General features: G+C 68.4%; 15 protein-coding genes. 8 read left to right on the forward strand and 7 right to left on the reverse strand.

Features of this window, described 5'->3' with window-relative positions:
* Nucleotides 1-17 precede the first annotated feature (17 nt).
* From nagZ to AC5P53_RS05265, 6 genes are all read left to right on the forward strand, one after another.
* Nucleotides 18-1,025 (forward strand): beta-N-acetylhexosaminidase, encoded by a 1,008-nt coding sequence (nagZ, locus tag AC5P53_RS05240; RefSeq protein WP_014647990.1) that lies wholly within the window; start codon nucleotides 18-20, stop codon nucleotides 1,023-1,025.
* Entirely contained in the window at nucleotides 1,025-1,579 is a 555-nt protein-coding gene (locus AC5P53_RS05245; RefSeq protein WP_014038078.1) for a hypoxanthine-guanine phosphoribosyltransferase, read from the forward strand. The genes nagZ and AC5P53_RS05245 overlap by 1 nt, the downstream gene beginning before the upstream one ends.
* Nucleotides 1,580-1,661: 82 nt before the next feature.
* Nucleotides 1,662-2,408, forward strand: coding sequence for an S-methyl-5'-thioinosine phosphorylase (locus tag AC5P53_RS05250; protein ID WP_006461208.1), 747 nt, complete (start codon nucleotides 1,662-1,664; stop codon nucleotides 2,406-2,408).
* An 88-nt stretch (nucleotides 2,409-2,496) separates the two neighbouring features.
* Nucleotides 2,497-2,703, forward strand: a complete 207-nt coding sequence (locus AC5P53_RS05255) for a cold-shock protein (RefSeq protein ID WP_005410590.1) — start codon at nucleotides 2,497-2,499, stop codon at nucleotides 2,701-2,703.
* A 125-nt stretch (nucleotides 2,704-2,828) separates the two neighbouring features.
* On the forward strand, nucleotides 2,829-4,097 hold the full coding sequence (locus tag AC5P53_RS05260) for an FAD-dependent oxidoreductase (protein ID WP_014647989.1): 1,269 nt from the start codon (nucleotides 2,829-2,831) through the stop codon (nucleotides 4,095-4,097).
* Between the two features lie 180 nt (nucleotides 4,098-4,277).
* Nucleotides 4,278-4,547, forward strand: a complete 270-nt coding sequence (locus AC5P53_RS05265) for a hypothetical protein (protein ID WP_014647988.1) — start codon at nucleotides 4,278-4,280, stop codon at nucleotides 4,545-4,547.
* 1 nt (nucleotide 4,548) lies between these two features.
* Here the strand turns inward: AC5P53_RS05265 and pdeM are convergent, their stop codons facing one another.
* Genes pdeM through AC5P53_RS05285 form a run of 4 tightly spaced genes read right to left on the reverse strand, consistent with a single transcriptional unit; the run spans nucleotide 4,549 to nucleotide 10,238 of the window.
* Nucleotides 4,549-5,190, reverse strand: a complete 642-nt coding sequence (pdeM, locus tag AC5P53_RS05270) for a ligase-associated DNA damage response endonuclease PdeM (RefSeq protein ID WP_014647987.1) — start codon at nucleotides 5,188-5,190, stop codon at nucleotides 4,549-4,551.
* Nucleotides 5,180-7,639: a ligase-associated DNA damage response DEXH box helicase gene (locus AC5P53_RS05275; protein WP_075077045.1), complete on the reverse strand. Its 2,460-nt coding sequence runs from the start codon at nucleotides 7,637-7,639 to the stop codon at nucleotides 5,180-5,182. The genes pdeM and AC5P53_RS05275 overlap by 11 nt, the downstream gene beginning before the upstream one ends.
* Nucleotides 7,636-9,243: an ATP-dependent DNA ligase gene (locus AC5P53_RS05280; protein ID WP_241887563.1), complete on the reverse strand. Its 1,608-nt coding sequence runs from the start codon at nucleotides 9,241-9,243 to the stop codon at nucleotides 7,636-7,638. The genes AC5P53_RS05275 and AC5P53_RS05280 overlap by 4 nt, the downstream gene beginning before the upstream one ends.
* Nucleotides 9,240-10,238, reverse strand: coding sequence for a ligase-associated DNA damage response exonuclease (locus tag AC5P53_RS05285; protein ID WP_046431930.1), 999 nt, complete (start codon nucleotides 10,236-10,238; stop codon nucleotides 9,240-9,242). The genes AC5P53_RS05280 and AC5P53_RS05285 overlap by 4 nt, the downstream gene beginning before the upstream one ends.
* A 113-nt stretch (nucleotides 10,239-10,351) precedes the next feature.
* Between AC5P53_RS05285 and AC5P53_RS05290 the strand changes: the two genes are divergently transcribed.
* Nucleotides 10,352-11,989, forward strand: coding sequence for an acyl-CoA dehydrogenase family protein (locus AC5P53_RS05290; RefSeq protein WP_046431928.1), 1,638 nt, complete (start codon nucleotides 10,352-10,354; stop codon nucleotides 11,987-11,989).
* Nucleotides 11,990-12,101: 112 nt separating this feature from the next.
* Here the strand turns inward: AC5P53_RS05290 and AC5P53_RS05295 are convergent, their stop codons facing one another.
* From AC5P53_RS05295 to AC5P53_RS05305, 3 genes are all read right to left on the reverse strand, one after another.
* Complete coding sequence (locus tag AC5P53_RS05295) at nucleotides 12,102-12,512, reverse strand: hypothetical protein (protein WP_014647982.1); 411 nt, start codon at nucleotides 12,510-12,512, stop codon at nucleotides 12,102-12,104.
* A gap of 156 nt (nucleotides 12,513-12,668) precedes the next feature.
* Nucleotides 12,669-13,010 (reverse strand): hypothetical protein, encoded by a 342-nt coding sequence (locus AC5P53_RS05300; RefSeq protein WP_005418203.1) that lies wholly within the window; start codon nucleotides 13,008-13,010, stop codon nucleotides 12,669-12,671.
* A 124-nt stretch (nucleotides 13,011-13,134) separates the two neighbouring features.
* Nucleotides 13,135-14,310, reverse strand: a complete 1,176-nt coding sequence (locus tag AC5P53_RS05305; RefSeq protein WP_014647981.1) for a thiolase family protein — start codon at nucleotides 14,308-14,310, stop codon at nucleotides 13,135-13,137.
* A gap of 182 nt (nucleotides 14,311-14,492) precedes the next feature.
* Here AC5P53_RS05305 and AC5P53_RS05310 point away from each other — a divergent pair, with 182 nt between their 5' ends.
* Nucleotides 14,493-17,336, forward strand: coding sequence for a S8 family serine peptidase (locus AC5P53_RS05310; protein ID WP_495227157.1), 2,844 nt, complete (start codon nucleotides 14,493-14,495; stop codon nucleotides 17,334-17,336).
* Nucleotides 17,337-17,364: the final 28 nt, after the last annotated feature.

Consider the following 17,364-nt stretch of genomic DNA (forward strand, 5'->3'; position numbering starts at 1 on the left):
CGTTGTGGAGATCGACCATGCTGCTGATCGGCGTTGCCGGCACCGAACTGACCGCCCAGGAACGTGACTGGCTGCAGCACGACGCCGTGGCCGGGGTGGTGCTGTTCAAGCGCAACTTCGCCTCGCGCCAGCAGGTGACCGATCTGAGTGCGGCGATCCGTGCCGCCGCCCCGCGCCCGCAGCTGATCTGCGTGGACCAGGAAGGCGGCCGTGTGCAGCGTTTCCGCGAGGGCTACAGCGCGCTGCCGCCGCTGCAGGACATCGGCGCGCTGTACGCCGCCGACCCGCAGCAGGCGCTGGCCCTGGCCGAACAGCATGCCTGGCTGATGGCCAGCGAAGTACGTGCCAGCGGCCTCGACCTGAGTTTCGCGCCGGTGGTCGACCTTGGCCGCGGCAACCGCGCCATCGGCAACCGTGCCTTCAGTGAAGACCCGCAGGTGGTGGCCGCGTTCACCGCCGCCTATGTGCGCGGCATGCATGCGGTCGGCATGGCCGCCACGCTCAAGCATTTCCCCGGCCACGGCACCGTGCTGGAAGACACCCACGTCGATACCGCGATCGACCCGCGCGCGCTGGACGAACTGCGCGCCCAGGACCTGGTGCCGTTCCAGGCCGGCATCGCCGCCGGTGCCGATGCGGTGATGATGGCGCACGTGATCTATCCGCAGGTGGCGCCGGAGCCGGCCGGCTATTCCCCGCGCTGGATCCAGGACATCCTGCGTGGCGAGCTCGGCTTCCGTGGCGTGGTGTTCTCCGATGACATCGGCATGGCCGCCTCGCACAGTGCCGGTGGCGTGCCGGCACGCGTGCACGCGCACCTGGATGCCGGCTGCGACGTGGTGCTGGTCTGCCACCCGGAACTGGTCGATGAAGCCCTGCACGCGGTGCAGGGACGCTCCCTCAATACTGCTGCGCTGCTGGGCCTGCTTGGCCGCGGCGCGCTCGGCTGGGACGGCCTGCTGGCCGACGCCCGCCATGGCGACACCCAATCCCGTCTGCTTGAAACCCTTGGAAGAACCGTCTGATGCCCAACCTCACCATTTCCCAGGCCCTGGCCCAGGCTGACCTGCTGGTCGACCGCCCCACCATCGACAAGGCCATCGCCGGTATCGCCGACGCCATCGCGCGCGATTACAAGGGCGAGGTGCCGCTGTTCCTGTCCATCATGCATGGTGCGCTGCCATTCGCCGGCCAGCTGGCGCTGGAACTGGGCGCGCGCGGCCAGGACGTGCAGTTCGATTACCTGCACGCGACCCGCTACCGCGGTGAAACCACCGGCGGTGACCTGGTCTGGAAGCACAAGCCGGCCACCTCGCTGTTCGGCCGCCGCGTGCTGCTGATCGACGACATCCTCGACGAGGGCTACACCCTGCAGGGCGTCCGCACCTGGTGCCTGGAGCAGGGCGCGACCGACGTGCGCATCGCCGCGATGACCGTGAAGAAGCACGACCGCGCACTGCCGGACGTGACCGCCGACTACGCCGGCATCGAGCTGCCGGACCGCTACGTGTTCGGCTTCGGCATGGACGTCAACGAGACCCTGCGCTGCGTGCCGGCGATCTACGCAATGAAGGAGTAACGGCGCAGCTGCCTGCGGCGCGTCTTCTTCCACCGCCGGCATCCTCGGGTGCCGGCGTTCGTCTTTCCATGGAGTGCTTTGAATGCAACAGATCGCCCTGGCCGTGATCGGCGGTACCGGTGTCTACAACCTGGCCAAGCTCGACGACGTGCAGACCCACGAGGTCGACACCCGCTTTGGCCGCCCGTCCGGCCCGGTGCGCGTGGGCACGCTGCTCGGTCATCGCGTGGCGTTCCTGGCGCGGCATGGCGAGGGGCACTCACTGCCGCCGCACAAGATCAACTACCGCGCCAACCTGGCCGCGCTGCAGCAGCTGGGCGCGCAGCGCGTGCTGGCATTGAACACGGTGGGTGGCATCACCGAAGACTTCGGCCCGCGCGTGCTGGCCTGCCCGGACCAGATCATCGACTACACCTGGGGCCGCATCAGCACGATCTGTGAAGAAGAAGGCACCGACGTGGTCCACGTCGATTTCGGCCACCCCTATACGCCGATGCTGCGCAGCAAGATCCTGGCGGCAGCGAAAGTGACCGGCGTCACGGTCCATGACGGTGGCTGCTACGGCGCGACGCAGGGCCCGCGCCTGGAGACCATCGCCGAGATCGCCCGCATGCGCCGTGACGGCTGCGACCTGGTAGGCATGACCGGCATGCCGGAGGCCGCGCTGGCACGCGAGCTGGGGCTGGATTACGCCTGCCTGGCAATCATCGCCAACTGGGCCGCCGGCTGCGGTGATGGCGAGGAGATTACGATGGCCGAAGTACTGGCGAACGTGCAGGCGGCCAGCAACGGACTTCCGGAACTGGTGGGCGAATTGGCGCGGGGGTGATTGTCTTCCCCGAGCAAGCTTTGCATACTCAGCTTGTGCGCGGGTTCAGCGTACACCACCCATTCATTGCATAAGGTCTCGCATCACCATGCCGAACGGTACCGTCAAGTGGTTCAACGACGCCAAGGGATTTGGCTTCATCTCGCCGGAGGATGGCAGCGCCGACGTGTTCGCGCACTTCTCCGCCATCAACTCCAAGGGCTTCCGCAGCCTGCAGGAAGGCCAGCGTGTCACCTATGACGTGACCCAGGGCCCGAAGGGTGCCCAGGCTTCGAACATCACGCCGGCCGAGTGATCCACTCGACAGTGCGTTGAAAACCCCGCTTCGGCGGGGTTTTTTTTGCGTCGCGACGGGCATTGCGGCGCTGTGGACAGGGTTCCAGGTGGCCATCCGGATTTGCGCTCGGGCACAATGCGCCGATGAAGGAACGACTGCGCATCGCCGTGATCGGCTACGGCACCGCTGGACAGGCATTGTCCATCCTGCTCTCTCGTGATGGCCACGAGGTGGAGATCTTCGAACGCGTGCCCTCGCCGGGGCCGGTTGGCGCCGGCTTCCTGCTGCAGCCCAGCGGCCTGCAGGTGCTGTGGCAGATGGGCCTGCTTGATGCCGTGCGCGCGCATGCGGCGCCGGTGCACCGTCTGTATGGCGATACACCGTGCGAGCGCACGGTGATGGACATGCGCTATGACGGCCTGGACGCGCGCCTGCACGGCCTCGGCATGCAGCGTGGGGCGCTGTTCTCGCTGCTGGACGGGGCGCGTGCGGGTGCGGGCCAGCTGCATGCCGGCGTCACCATCGCCGCAGTGGATGCCGCACAGGGCCGCCTGCATGACAGTGAGGGCCGTATGCATGGGCCGTTCGACCTGGTGGTGGCCGCCGATGGTGCGGCTTCGACGCTGCGCGGCTCGATCGAAGGCGGCACCGGGCTGGACCGCGTGTATCCCTGGGGCGCACTGTGGTGCCTGCTGCCGGCCGAGGACTGGCCGCACCTGCAGGAGCTGCGGCAGCGCTACGTGGCCGCGCGCAAGATGATCGGGCTGCTGCCGGTCGGTACGCGGCCCGGTGATGACACGCCGCGCCTGAGCTTCTTCTGGAGCCTGCCACGCGCCGACTTCGAACGATGGCAGGCCGATGGCATGACGCCCTGGCTGGACGAGCTGCACGCGCTGTGGCCGCAGGCCAGCGCGCGCTTTGCGCATCTGCATGATGCCGGCCAGCTGGCGCGCGCGGTCTACCGTGACGCCGTGATGACGCGCTGGCATTGCGGCCGCATGGTGCTGGCCGGCGATGCCGCACATGCGATGAGCCCGCAGCTGGGGCAGGGCGTGAACATGGCGCTGCTCGATGCGCTGGCATTGCGCGATGCCGTGCGCGCACATGGCGGGGGAGGCGCTGCATTGCAGGCCTACCAGGCGCAGCGCAGGGCGCACGTTGCGGTCTACCAGCGCTGGAGCCGTTGGCTGACGCCGCTGTTCCAGTCTGATCGCGATGCCTGGGCAAAGGCACGCGACGTGCTGCTCGGGCCGATGGGGCGCCTGCCGGGTGGGCGTGGCCACATGCTGCGCGTGCTCAGCGGTACCCAGCATGGCTGGTTCGGTTCGCTTGCGCTGGATCCGGCATTTGTCGACGCGTTGGCTGCAGGGGCGCAGATGCCTGGCATCAGCGCGATCACTGCGAATGCGTGAAGCGCGCTGTCACGCGAATTAACGGTTGCCTCACCGTGTATATGCGAGAAGTAGGTTGCACGCGATTGCGCGTCGCCCGTTTTCCTTTCCGTGATTGACATCGCGCGTGGCCCGGGCGGCGCTGCCGTTGCGGCCTGTCGCGGCCCGGACGTGCCGCCTGTTGTTGAAGAGGAGGACGCCATGTGGTTCGCGGTCGAGGAGCTGGAATCGGAAATCTGCAAGCTGCGCGGACTGTTGCAGATGCTGCACGAGGACCAGCCCGACGTACTGGAGGACGTGTTCGAATTCCATGTGGGCAGCTTGATCAGTCATGCATCGCCGGAGCACCACGGACGCATCCGCGCCTGCGCACAGGAGATGCTGGCGGCAATCCAGGCCTTGCCGCGGCGACGTGAAGTTGACACGCCTGAGTTCCAGTTGATGCCGCAGCTGGACATTCGTCCGGCCTGATTCAAGCCACTGGCAGTTCCACCAGGCCGTTTTCCACGCAGGCGATCATCTGTTCGCCGCTGGCGGGAGCAGGCACGATTCCGGCGGTGAACCCGGAAAAGGCCGGCAGGACCGTCATCCGCTCGCGCAGCCAGAAGGCCGGGAAGCGCCGGCGCAATGCGGGCAGTGCGACCTGCGGATGCAGGTGGCCTGCGAGCACGTGCCACGCCGGATCTGCGCACGGTTCATGGCGCAGCAGGAACGGCGCCAGCCGCACCTCCTCGTGGATCTGCACCTGCAGCTGGGCATGCGGTAGCTGCCGGTCATGATTTCCGCGCAGGACATGCACGTCCAGTGCGGTGTTGCGTTCGCGCCAGCCGAGCCATTGCTGGTACCAGGCGGCGCGATGCGCCGGCCCATGCAGGATGTCGCCCAGGATCCACAGTTCGCGGCAGGCGTGCCTGTCCAGCAGACCCTGCAGGCGTTGCAGGTCTTCGCCGGTTCCGCCGCTGGGCAGCGCGATGCCGGCGCGGCGGAACACATCGGCCTTGCCCAGGTGCAGGTCCGCGATCAGCAGCGCCTGCCGCGCCGGCCAGTAGAGTGCGCGTGCGCCCGCCAGGGTCACCGGTTCGCCGGCAAGCAGCAGTGGTATTTCATCGGCCATGGCGACGTTCCAGCTGCTGGGCCGCGCGTTGCACGCGGGTACGCCAGTCCTCGTTGCTGAACTGCCCGCGCAGGCGTTCGGCCCACAGTGGAAAGCCCAGGGGCGTCAGCGATGCAGGGCGCTGCATCGACATGCGTCGCGCGCCGATCCGGACCAGCACCTGGCGTAGCCCCGGCAGGTCAAGGCTGTCGTGCAGCACTTCGCGTTCGGCCAGCGCCAGCAGCAGGTGCTCGGGGTCATGCTCGCGCAATACGTCGTACAGCAGGCCCGCCGAGGCCTGCAGCTGGCGCAGCGATCGCGGCATGCCCCCCGGCAGGCTGGGTACCAGCAGGCCTGCGACGCGCGCGATGCCACGGAACTGGCGCCGCGCAAGCTCGCCCAGGTTCACCGCCGCACGCAGATCGTCCAGCAGCTGATCGGTGGTGAACAACGCATGCCATTGCGCCGCGTCCAGGTCGATCGCCTGCGCCGGTGCCAGCACCAGGCCGTGATCATTCACGGCATAGCCGATGCTGTTGCGTTGCTGGCGGGTGCAGCGCAGTGCCAACAGGGCGGCCAGCGCCTCGTGCACGTGGCGTCCGGCGAAGGGATAGACGAAGAGGAACTGGCCTTCGCGGCGGCGTACGTCCTCCAGCAGCACGTGGTCCGGGCCGGGAAGCGCCGACACCTGCTGCTGAAGTGCCAGCAGCGGTGCCAGCCAGCGCGCTTCCGCACTGTCGTCGGCGCCTGACAGCACCGACTCCAGTTCGCCGCCGAGTGCCATCGACAGCGGCAGCTGGCCTCCCTGCCAGCGGGGCACGACACCTTCACCGCGCCCTCGTGCCAGCCGCACGAAGGCGGTCATGTCGCGCAGCTGCACCAGCTCCAGCAGGCGCCCGGCGAACTGGAAGCGGTCTCCGCGGCGCAGGCGGCTGGCGAACTGTTCCTCCACGGCGCCGAGGCCGGCCCCGCGCAGGAACTGCACGCGCACGCTGCCATCGCTGCTGATGGTGCCGATCGACAGCCGGTGGCGTAGTGCCTGGCGCCGGTCGTGCATCCGGTAGCGGCCATCGGCGTCCTGCACGACCTTGTGGAAGTCAGGGTACTGGGCCAGGGCCTGGCCCCCCTGCACGATGAAAGTCAGCACGGCCTGCCACTGGTCCTCGGCCAGGGATGCGAACGCATGGGTGCGCCGGACCTGCGCCAGCAGCGCATCCCCGTGGAAGCCACCGGCCAGGGCACGGCTGACCGCATGCTGGGCCAGAACGTCCAGCGACAGCATCGGCGGCCTGCGTGCTTCGACCACGCCTTCGGCCAGTGCGCGACGCACGGCTGCGTACTCGGCCAGTTCCAGCGCATGGCTCGGCACGCAGAGGATCGCGCCACTGGCACCGGGACGATGGCGCGCACGTCCGGCGCGCTGGCGCAGGCGGGCGACGCCCTTCGGGCTGCCCAGCTGCAGTACCTGTTCGACCTCGGGAAAGTCCACGCCGAGGTCGAGGCTGGAGGTGGCGACCACGCAGCGCAGCGTTCCTGCACGCAGCCCGTCCTCCACCTGCTGGCGCAGCGCCGGATCCAGCGAACCGTGGTGCAGCGCAAGCGTGTCGTGTTCCTCGGGCCAAACCGACGCCAGCGCCTGATGCCACAGTTCTGCCTGTGCACGGGTGTTGGTGAAGAGCAGGCTGCTGCGTGCCTGCATCAATGCGTCCAGCACCCGCGGCAGTTGGGCCAGGCCCAGGTGCCCGGCCCAGGGAAAGCGTTCACCGGGTTCGGGCAGCAGGCTGCGCACCGTGGTCGCACGCGGGCGCACGCCCTGCACGATCGGCGCGTCGGGCTGTCCGGGCAGCAGCACGTCGCGCGCCTCATCCAGATTGCCCAGCGTGGCCGACAGCCCCCACAGCTGCAATGCAGGCGCGGCATCGCGCAGCACGGCCAGATTCAACTGCAGCAGGACGCCGCGCTTGTTGCCCAGCAGTTCGTGCCATTCGTCCACCACCACGCAGCGCAGCTGGCGCATGCGCGGCAGCGTATCCGGATAGCTCAACAGCAGCGCCAGCGATTCCGGCGTCGTGACCAGTACGTCGATGCGGCCCTCGCGTGCCTGTCGTCGTTCGCGGTTGCTGGCGTCACCGCTGCGCAGGCCGACACGCCATCCAAGCTGCAACCCATCGACCACGGCCTGCAGCGCACGCGCGGTGTCGCTGGCCAACGCGCGCAAGGGCGTCACCCACAGCACCTGCAGCGGGCGTACCGCACTGGCGCGGCGGGGCGAAGGCGGTGGGTCGATCATGGCCTGCAGCAGCGGTCCCCCGAACATCGCCAGTGTCTTGCCGCTGCCTGTGGGCGTGTGCAGCAACCCGGATCCGCCGGCGAGATAGTGCCGCCACATCGCGCGCTGGAACGGCAACGAGCGCCAGCCTTTCGACGCGAACCAGTCTTCCAGCCGGCGTAGTGCCTGGCTGCGGTTCATCGCGCCAGCGCCTGCAGGGTAGCCAGCTGATCGGCCTCGCTGGCTGGCTTGTCGTGGCGCCAGCGCAGGATGCGTGGAAAGCGTACGGCGATACCGGACTTGTGCCGGCTGCTGCGGTTGACCGCCTCGAAGCCCAGTTCGAAGACGTGTTCGGGGCGTACGCTGCGCACCGGGCCAAAGCGCTCGCGGGTATTGGCGCGGATCCAGCGATCAAGCGCGAGGATCTCCTTGTCATCCAGGCCCGAATAGGCCTTGGCCACCGGTACCAGCGTGTCGCCGTCCCAGACGCCGAAGGTGTAGTCGGTGTACAACGTGCTGCGCCGCCCATGGCCAGCCTGCGCGTACAGGAGCACTGCATCGATGGTGAGCGGATCGACCTTCCATTTCCACCAGTCACCGCGGCGTCGCCCGGCCTGGTAGGGCGAGGCACGACGTTTCAGCATCAGCCCTTCCACGCCACGTTCGCGTGCCACATCGCGCATCGCCGCCGCCTGCGGCCAGTCTTCGGCGGCAACGTCGGGTGAGAGCTGGATCCGTACATCACCCAGGGCACCGACGACGTCGGCAAGCCGTGCACGCCGTTCCCGCAACGGCAACTCACGCAGGTCCGCGCCATCGTGTTCCAGCAGGTCATAGGCGAGCACGCGCACCGGCGTGTTGCGCAGGGTAGCCGCACCGGGCTTGCGGCGCTGGATGCGGGTCTGCAGCGCGGTGAATGCACGCGGCAGGTCCGTGGCTTCGTCCCAGGCCAGCAGCTCTCCGTCCAGCACGCAGCCATCGGGAAGCGCCATCGCCGCCTGTTCGATTTCGGGGAAGCGACCATCCAGCCGCTCTTCGCCGCGTGACCACAATGCGACCTCGCCGCGCCGGCGCAGCAGCTGCAGGCGGATGCCATCCCACTTCCATTCCAGCAGCCAATCTTCGATGGGGCCGAGGCGTTCGGCAGGATCGCCTTCCAGTGGTGAGGCGAGAAAGAACGGGTAGGGTTGCTGCCGGTCCAGTGGCAGCTCATCCGGCGACAGCAGCTGGCCCAGCAGTGCGGGCGAGGGCACCCACTCGCCAAGCATGCGCTGGGCGATGCGCGCGATGTCCAGCCCGGACCACTCCGCCAGTGCCTGCTGCACCAGCCGCTGCGAGACGCCAACGCGCAGGGCGCCGGTCAGCAGCTTGTTGAACACCAGGCGTTCGCTGCTGCACAGCTGCTGCCAGCCCGCGACGACCGCCGCACGGCGTACCGCTTCGGGCTGGTTGGCCACCGCCAGCAGATGCTGTTCGATCCAATCCGCCAACGCACGGTCGGCGGCCGGCTGGGATGGATCATCCAGCAGCAGGGTCAACGTTTCGGCCAGGTCACCCACCTGCGCATAGCTGTCTTCCACCAGCCATGGCGGCAAGCCGGATTCTTCGGCAATCCAGGCGCGCAGTTCGCCACTGGCGGCGATCTTGCGGCGTGCGCCGCCCACCTTGCCACCGCTGAGCAGGTACAGCGCCCACGCCGCATCGTGCGCGCCTGCCTGGCGGAAGTAATCGATCAATGCCGCACGCTTGTCCAGCGTGGCGGTGCTGCGGTCCAGGCGCTGGTAGAGCGCCGCGAAGGCCTTCATTCCTCGCTCCCGAAATCGGTACGGAAGGCTTCAGCCGCTACGCCGCGCTCTCGCAGGAAGGGAATCAACGCATCGGTATTGCCATGGGTGGCGATCACCCGCTGCGCGCCGGTCTGTTCGATGGTCTGCAGCAGTGCGGGCCAATCGGCGTGATCGGAAATGACGAAGCCACGATCGACGTTGCGGCGACGCCGGTTGCCGCGCAGCTGCATCCAGCCCGAGGCGAAGCCCAGCTGGTAGCGGCCGAAGCGGCGCATCCACGGTGTGCCGGCGGCCGAGGGCGGGGCGAGGATCAACTGGCCGGCGGCATCCGGCTGGCGACCCTGCTCGGCCACCGCCAGCGTCTCCAGCATTGGCACGTTGGCCTGCCGATACACCTCCACACCATTGGCGATGGCACCGTGCAGCCAGGCCGGGCGATCGTCCAGCGGCAGCAGTTCGGCCAGTACCCGCTGCGCCTTGCCCAGTGCATAGCACAGCAGGATGGCAGCTTCGCCGCGCTGTTCGCATTCGCGTCGCCACGCCACGATCTCCGCAGCGACGGTGGGCGTGTCCGGCCAACGATAGATCGGCAGGGCAAAGGTGGCCTCGGTGATGAAGGTATCGCAGGGCACCACTTCGAACGGCGCACAGGTTGGATCAGGCTGGCGCTTGTAGTCGCCGGACGCCACCCAGACCTGCTGCCCGTCGTCGATGCGCACCTGCGAAGACCCCAGTACATGGCCGGCGGGATGCAGCGATACCTGCACCCGGCCCAGGCGGAACGGCACGCCCTCGGCATGCGCCTGCACCGGCACATCGCCCAGGCGCCAGCGCAGGATCGGCAGGCTGCCGTCGCTGCAGTGGTATTCGCCCATGCCCGGGCGTGCGTGATCGCCGTGGCCATGGGTGATGACCGCGCGCGGGACCGGTCGCCAGGGATCGATGTGGAAATCACCGGCGGCGCAGTACAGCCCTTCGGGGCGCAGGACCACCAGATCGTCATTGACTGCCATGCGGTCACTGTGGCCGGCCGCTCGTGCACAGGGTGAGAATCGGCCTGAACACGGGCTTGGCAGGCGATGCGGCACAATCGAACCGCAGATCTCTTGCCGCCAGGACGGACCGGATGAGTGGACCCAGCTTCAGCAGCAATGCGCCCTACGAAACCCATGTGGTGCTGAACCAGCCGCCGTCGTTCGCGGGGCGCCAGTTGTGGACCGATGACGTGGCGCTGATGGAGGCGGTGCAGCGCGAAGGCGCTGGCGGCTTTGCGCCGCGGCTGGCGGTCTATGGTGCGCTGGCGGGTGACGAACTGTACCGGCTCGGCTTCGATGCCAACCGCGATCGGCCGCGCCTGCGCACGCATGATGCGCAGGGCCATCGCATCGATACGGTGGAGTTCCATCCGGCCTATCACCAGTTGATGGGCACAGCGAAATCGCACGGGGTCGCCGGGTTGTCCTGGCACGAGCCGCAACCGGGCGGGCATGTCGCGCGCGCGGTGTTGAGCTACCTGCACCACCAGGCCGAGGCTGGCACCAGTTGCCCGTTGACGATGACCCATGCGGCAGTTGCAGTGCTGCACACGCAGCCGCACCTGGCCGAGTGGGCGCGCAAGGCCGCAGCGCCGGTCTATGACCCGCGCGATGTACCGGTGGCGGACAAGGCCGGCATCACGCTGGGCATGGGCATGACCGAGAAGCAGGGAGGCTCGGATGTGCGTGCCAACAGCACGCGCGCTGAACCGATCGATGGCGAGCGCTATCGCCTGGTCGGTCACAAGTGGTTCTTTTCCGCACCGATGTGCGATGGCTTCCTGGTTCTGGCGCAGGCGCCGGGAGGACTGACCTGCCTGCTGATGCCGCGCCGGCTGGCCGACGGCGACCGCAACGCATTCCGGTTGATGCGCTTGAAGGACAAGCTTGGCGATTGGGCCAATGCCTCCAGCGAAGTCGAGTTCTGCGGGGCACAGGCGTGGCGCGTGGGCGAGGAGGGGCGGGGCGTGGCCACCATCATCGGCATGGTGATGATGACCCGCCTGGACTGCATGCTGGGCGCGGCGGCGGAAATGCGCATGGCGCTGGCGCAGGCGCTGCATCACGCACGTCATCGCCGCACGTTCGGCAAGCTGCTGGTCGAGCACCCGTTGATGACCAATGTGCTGGCCGACCTGGCACTGGAGTCGGAAGCGGCCACAGTGCTGTCGATGCGCATCGCGCGTGCGGTGGACCGGGCCGGCGTGGATGCCAACGAAGCCGCGTTGGCGCGTGTGGGGACGGCGCTGGGCAAGTACTGGTTGTGCAAGCGCGCGCCGGCCTTCGTCAATGAAGCACAGGAATGCCTGGGCGGCGCGGGCTATGTGGAGGAATCGATGCTGCCGCGGCTGTACCGGCAGGCACCGTTGAATTCGATCTGGGAAGGAAGCGGCAACATCCAGTGTCTGGACGTGCTGCGCGCGCTGGCGCGCGAACCGGAGGCGCTGGCGGCGCTGCGCGCTGAACTGGCGGCGGTGGCCGATCGTGATGCGCGCTACGCAGCGGCTTTGCAGCGGTGGGCAGCAGCACCGCCACCGGATGAGTCGCAGGCGAGGCTGTTCTGCGAGCGCACAGTGCTGTTGTTGCAGGCCGCGCTGCTGTTGCGTGCGCAAAGTCCGATGGCAGAGGCGTTCGTGCGCAGCCGGCTGCAAGCGGAGCATGGGCTGGTGTTCGGGACCCTGCCGACGGGCGTGGATCTGTCGGCGATGCTGGTGCGCGCGCTGCCGTAGGAGCGCCCACCACGGAATCAACGGAAAAAACGCAAAGCGAAAAGCAGAAAAGCCGCGGCAGTGCCGCGGCTTTTCCTGTAGCGCCGGGCCCATGCCTGGCTGCCGGTACGCCTCAGTGCTTGGCTTCTTCCTTGGCGGCGTTCGCCTTCGCGTCATTGGCGACATCACGGGCCTTGTCGGCCACCTTCTGTGCGGCGTTGGCGGTCGCATCGCTGGCGTGTGCGGCGGCGTCGGTTGCGGCGTCCTTGGCCTTGTCGGCAGCGTTGGCGGTGGCGTCTGCAGCCTTGTCCAGCGCCTGCTGGGTATCGGCGGCGGCCTGCTCGGAGGCTGCAGCGGTCTTGTCGGCGGCGTCACGGGTAGCTTCTGCCGCCTTGTCGACGGCATCGCGGGCAGCCGCGCCGGCGCTGTCAGCGGCCTGCTGCGCGTCCTGCTTGGCCTGTTCGGCTTCCGGGCCCTTGCAGGCGGCCAGGGCCAGCAGCAGGGAGGCGGCCAGCAGGGTGGTGGTGATCGGGCGAATCTTCATGGCGGTCTCCGGTACTGCAATGGATGGGGACGCCAGCCTATTCATGCCGTTGTGAAGGCGGGGTCGCGATGCCCGCGCCGCGAGGTCGCAGTGGCGCAAAGAAAAAGCCGCTGGCGAACCAGCGGCTTTTCCGGAACAGCGTGAAGAAAGAAGTTATTACTTCTTGGCTTCTTCAGCAGCGTCCTTGGCCTGCTCAGCGGTAGCTTCGGCAGCCTTGGCAGCGTCCTTGGCTTCGCCAGCAGCAGCGTCGGTCGCGGCAGCAGCGGTGTTGGCAGCAGCGTCGGTCGCAGCGTCAGCAGCGGTGGCGGCGGTGTTGGCAGCCTGCTGGGCAGCGTCGGCGGTCTGGGCGCCGGCAGCGGCGGCCTGGTCGGCAGCAGCCTGGGCTTCGGTGGCGGCTTCGTTGGCCGAAGCAGCGGCGTCCTGGGCAGCTTCCTGCTTCGAGCAGGCGGCCAGGGCCAGAGCCAGGGACATCGCGACCAGCAGCTTGTTGATGCTCATTGTGTAAATCCTCGTCGTTAGAATTAGGCAACGCGCATGCTGCGCGCCGACAACATGATGACAAGCCAAGATTGGGTGTCAAGCGATCCCGCATTCATTTTTGCGAAATCATCGTTAAATCTTTTTAAATCAATTCGATGGCGATTGCCGTTGCTTCGCCGCCACCGATGCACAGGGTGGCAATGCCGCGCTTGCCACCGCGCGTGCGCAGGGCGTTGACCAGGGTCACCACCAGGCGTGCACCGGAGGCACCGATGGGATGACCCAGCGCGCAGGCACCGCCATTCACGTTCAGCTTGTCGTGCGGGATGCCCAGCTCACGCATCGGCGCCATTGCCACCACGGCAAAGGCCTCGTTGATCTCGAACAGGTCGATCTGGTCCAGCGACCAGCCGGTCTTGGCCAGCAGCGTGTGGATCGCGCCGATCGGGGCGGTGGTGAACCACTCCGGTTCCTGCGAATGGGTGGCGTGGCCGACGATGCGGGCCAGCGGAGTGATGCCACGGGCGGCCGCGTCTTCCTCGGTCAGCAGGACCACCGCGGCGGCGCCGTCGGAGATGCTGGAGGAACTGGCGGCGGTGACGCTGCCGTCCTTCTTGAAGGCCGGGCGCAGGGTCGGGATCTTGGCGATATCCGAGCGCCCCGGCTGCTCGTCGGTGGCGACCTCGACGTCACCCTTGCGGGTGGCTACCTTCACCGCGACGATCTCGTCGGCGAACGCACCGTTGGCCTGTGCGGCCTGCGCGCGCTTGACCGATTCGATCGCGTAGGCGTCCTGCTCCTCGCGGCTGAACTGGTACTTGTCCACGGCGCATTCGGCGAATTCGCCCATGGCCTTGCCGTCATAGGCGTTGACCAGGCCGTCGTGGGCCATGTGGTCGACCGCCTGGAAGTTGCCGAAGCGGTTGCCGGTACGCGAGTTCGGCAGCAGGTGCGGGGCGTTGGACATCGATTCCATGCCACCGGCGACCACGATGCTGGCCGAACCGGCCTTGATCAGGTCATGGCCGAGCATGATGGTCTTCATGCCCGAGCCGCACACCTTGTTGAGGGTGGTGGCGCCGGTCGACAGCGGAATGCCGGCGGCGATCGCCGCCTGGCGGGCGGGCGCCTGGCCGAGGTTGGCCGGCAGCACGCAGCCCATGAGGACCTCGGAGACGTCGCTGGCCGGTACGCCCGACTGTTCCAGGGCGGCAGCGATGGCGGCCGCGCCGAGGGTGGGGGTCGGCACGCCGTTGAACTGGCCGAGGAAGGAGCCGATGGCGGTGCGCTTGGCGGCGGCGATGACGATGTTGGACATGGCAATCTCGTTGATGCGTAAGCAATGTTCGGAAAGGAGACCGCGGACGTTGGAAGCGCCCCGGTTTCCCGGCAGACTGCGTGGGGGTCGGCCCAAGTATAGAGGGTCGGGGAGGGCCGCCGCTGGGCGGCACCGCACGCCTGCCGGGATGTAGGCAGGTCAACGTTCATGGGAAGGAATCGATGGAACGCACGACGATGGTTAGGTCCGCGCTGGCAACGGCGCTGGCGATGGCAATGACGGCATGTGGCGGCGGCGGAGGCGGCGGCAATGTCCGCATCGATCCCCCTCCGACCACCCCCACACCCCCAACGACGCCCCCTCCGACGGCACCGCCTCCGGCCAAGCCGCAGGAACCGGCCTTCGACGCGCACCTGTCAGTGACCAATGCGCGTGCCGCACAGGCCGTCGGCCTGACCGGGCAGGGCGTGCGCATCGGCATCGTCGACTCGGGCGTGCAGCGCAACGCAGCGGCATTGAACGGGCGGGTGGTGGGCAACCTCAACTACATCGATCCGGCGCGCAACAACCTGCTGGTGGACGACGTGGTGGGCCACGGCACGGCGGTAGCCAGCCTGGCCGCCGGCGCGCCGGTGGGAACCTGGCCGGGCGGCATCGCCCCCGGTGCGCAGATCGTTTCGGCGCGGATCATCGCCGACAAGCCGCCGGTCGATGACGGCAGCGGCAAGGGCAATTCCTTCAGCGGTCCGCTGGGCGTGGCGCAGGTCCACCAGGACCTGATCAGCTACAACGTGAAGGTGATGAACAACTCGTGGGGCGGCCTGTACTGGACCGACCTGCCAACCACCGCGCAGGTGGCGGCCGAGTACCGTCCGTTCGTCATCAACCATGGCGGCCTGGTGGTGTTCGCGGCCGGCAACGATGCGCGCACCGAACCGAGCAGCCTGGCCGCCCTGCCCAGCCAGCTGGGCGTTGCCGGCTCGCTGCCGGCGGCCGACCTGGAGCGCGGTTGGCTGGTGGCGACCGCAGTGGATCCCTATGCACCGGGCACGCTGGCCAGCTACGCCAATGCCTGCGGGCAGGCGGCGCACTATTGCCTGGCGGCGCCGGGCAGCGCGGTCTATCCCGATGCCAATGGCAGCACCTACTACTGGAACTACGGGACGTCCTTCGCCGCCCCGTTGATCTCCGGCGCCGCCGCGCTGGTCTGGCAGCGCTACCCGTACTTCGACAACAACCTGGTGCGGCAGACCCTGCTGGGCACGGCCAAGGACATCGGCGCGCCCGGCGTGGATGCGGTGTTCGGCTACGGCCTGCTCGACATCTCGCGGGCGATCAAGGGCCCGGGCCGCTTCGACTGGGGTGATGTAGTGGCCAATGTCGATGCGCCATCGAGCGGCTCGCTGTGGAGCAACGACATCGTCGGCAGCGGCGGCCTGGTCAAGCAGGGCGGGGGCACCCTGGTGCTCGCAGGCAACAACAGCTACAGCGGCGCCACCCGCATCGAACGCGGCATCCTGTCGCTGCAGAACGGCGGTGTCATCCGTTCCAACGTGACCATCCTCGGCCAGCCCGACCCGGATTCGACCGGCCTGCAGTTCAATGGCGGCACGCCGCGCGTGATCGGCAACGTGGTCAACGGCAGCAGCGTGTTCCTGACCACCGGCAGCACCACCGGCACCATCGAGGGCAACTACACGCAGCAGGCGGGTGGCCAGTTGATGATCGCGCTCGGTGCCAATGCGCTGCAGGTGACCGGCACGGCCTCGATCAATGGTGGCGTGCGCGTGCATGGCTTCGTCTCCGGCTACGTGCCGCAGAACGGCAGCCGCCAGGACCTGGTCCATGCGGCCGGTGGCCTGAGCGGCACCTTCAGCAGCCCGGCCTCCTCCAGCGGCCTGCAGGGCCTGTCGCTGCTGCAGAGCAGCTATGGCTATGACAGCAACACTGCCTGGTTGAACCTGACCCAGGTGAGCGTGACGGCGGCGGCGACCGGGCTCGCGGCCTCGGCGCAGTCCGCGGCGCAACGACTGGAAGGTGCGTTCAGAGCCCTCGATGGCAGTCCTGCGCTGCAGGGCTCGGCCTTCGGCACGGCGGCCGGTGCGCTGCAGTGGACCGGCGGTGGCAGCGAGGGCCTGGCAGCCAGCCTGCAGAGCCTGTCCGGGCAGGCGCATGCGCGGGCCGAGTCGGCCACCTTCGACAGCATCGACATGTCGCGCCGTGCGATCGCCGAGCGCTTCGATCGCGTGCAGGCGGCGCCGCGCTTGCGCGGGGCCTGGCAGAGCGCGCTCGGTGAGGCCGGGCAGGGCAGTTTTGCCGGCAATGCCGCCGACAGCCGTGGCTGGATGGCCGGCCAGGACCTGCCGCTGGGCAGCAATGGGCTGATGGGCGTGGCCTTTGGCGAGACCCGCAGCAATGGTGGCAGCAGCTTCGGCGGCGATCGTGGGCGTGATCGCCAGGCGCAGGCACAGTTGTACGCCGGTTGGAACCTGGGCCGGGGCTATGCGCTGGCGCAGGTCGGCAGCGGCCAGTTCACCCGTGCGCTGGATCGCCAGTTGCTGCTGGGCGCCGGTGCCTATGGTGTTTCCGCACGTTACGGCGGACGCTTCAGCAGTGCCAGCGTCGAAGGCGGCTATCGTTTTGGCCGCGCGGGCGCGTCGTTGACACCGTATCTGGGTGCCAGCACCACGCGCGTGGATACCGATGCCTTCAATGAGCTGGGTGGTTTCGGCTTCGGCCTGCGTGCCGACGCCAACCGCGTGCAGCGCAGCCAGATGCTGGCCGGTATCCGCGGCGAGCGCGGCTGGGGGCGCTGGACGCTGCGCGGGCACGCCGAGTGGCAGCAACGGCTCGACGGTGCCGATGCGGACTGGCAGGCCAGCTTCGTTGGTGTCGATGCCTGGGCACCCCTGGCGGGATGGGACGCACCGCGTGGCAGTGCGCTGTTCGGCGTGGCGCTGGAGTCGTGGTGGGGCCGCAATGGCCGCCTGAGCCTGGGCTTCGACCAGCGCGTCGGTGGCGAGGGCGCGCGCCAGGCGGCGCTGCGCTACAGCACCGGGTTCTGAGCGGGAGGTCGCGCCGGGACGTCAGCTC

The organism is Stenotrophomonas sp. YJH_SMC_82 (genome assembly GCF_059368875.1).

Coding starts and splice junctions, on each gene's coding strand:
- AC5P53_RS05305 (WP_014647981.1), bottom strand. CDS start 14,310: ATGTCCAACATCGTCATCGCCGCCGCCAAGCGCACCGCCATCGGCTCC.
- AC5P53_RS05300 (WP_005418203.1), bottom strand. CDS start 13,010: ATGAGCATCAACAAGCTGCTGGTCGCGATGTCCCTGGCTCTGGCCCTG.
- AC5P53_RS05285 (WP_046431930.1), bottom strand. CDS start 10,238: ATGGCAGTCAATGACGATCTGGTGGTCCTGCGCCCCGAAGGGCTGTAC.
- nagZ (WP_014647990.1), top strand. CDS start 18: ATGCTGCTGATCGGCGTTGCCGGCACCGAACTGACCGCCCAGGAACGT.
- AC5P53_RS05275 (WP_075077045.1), bottom strand. CDS start 7,639: ATGAACCGCAGCCAGGCACTACGCCGGCTGGAAGACTGGTTCGCGTCG.
- AC5P53_RS05310 (WP_495227157.1), top strand. CDS start 14,493: ATGGAACGCACGACGATGGTTAGGTCCGCGCTGGCAACGGCGCTGGCG.
- AC5P53_RS05265 (WP_014647988.1), top strand. CDS start 4,278: ATGTGGTTCGCGGTCGAGGAGCTGGAATCGGAAATCTGCAAGCTGCGC.
- AC5P53_RS05290 (WP_046431928.1), top strand. CDS start 10,352: ATGAGTGGACCCAGCTTCAGCAGCAATGCGCCCTACGAAACCCATGTG.
- AC5P53_RS05250 (WP_006461208.1), top strand. CDS start 1,662: ATGCAACAGATCGCCCTGGCCGTGATCGGCGGTACCGGTGTCTACAAC.
- pdeM (WP_014647987.1), bottom strand. CDS start 5,190: ATGGCCGATGAAATACCACTGCTGCTTGCCGGCGAACCGGTGACCCTG.
- AC5P53_RS05245 (WP_014038078.1), top strand. CDS start 1,025: ATGCCCAACCTCACCATTTCCCAGGCCCTGGCCCAGGCTGACCTGCTG.
- AC5P53_RS05295 (WP_014647982.1), bottom strand. CDS start 12,512: ATGAAGATTCGCCCGATCACCACCACCCTGCTGGCCGCCTCCCTGCTG.
- AC5P53_RS05255 (WP_005410590.1), top strand. CDS start 2,497: ATGCCGAACGGTACCGTCAAGTGGTTCAACGACGCCAAGGGATTTGGC.
- AC5P53_RS05260 (WP_014647989.1), top strand. CDS start 2,829: ATGAAGGAACGACTGCGCATCGCCGTGATCGGCTACGGCACCGCTGGA.
- AC5P53_RS05280 (WP_241887563.1), bottom strand. CDS start 9,243: ATGAAGGCCTTCGCGGCGCTCTACCAGCGCCTGGACCGCAGCACCGCC.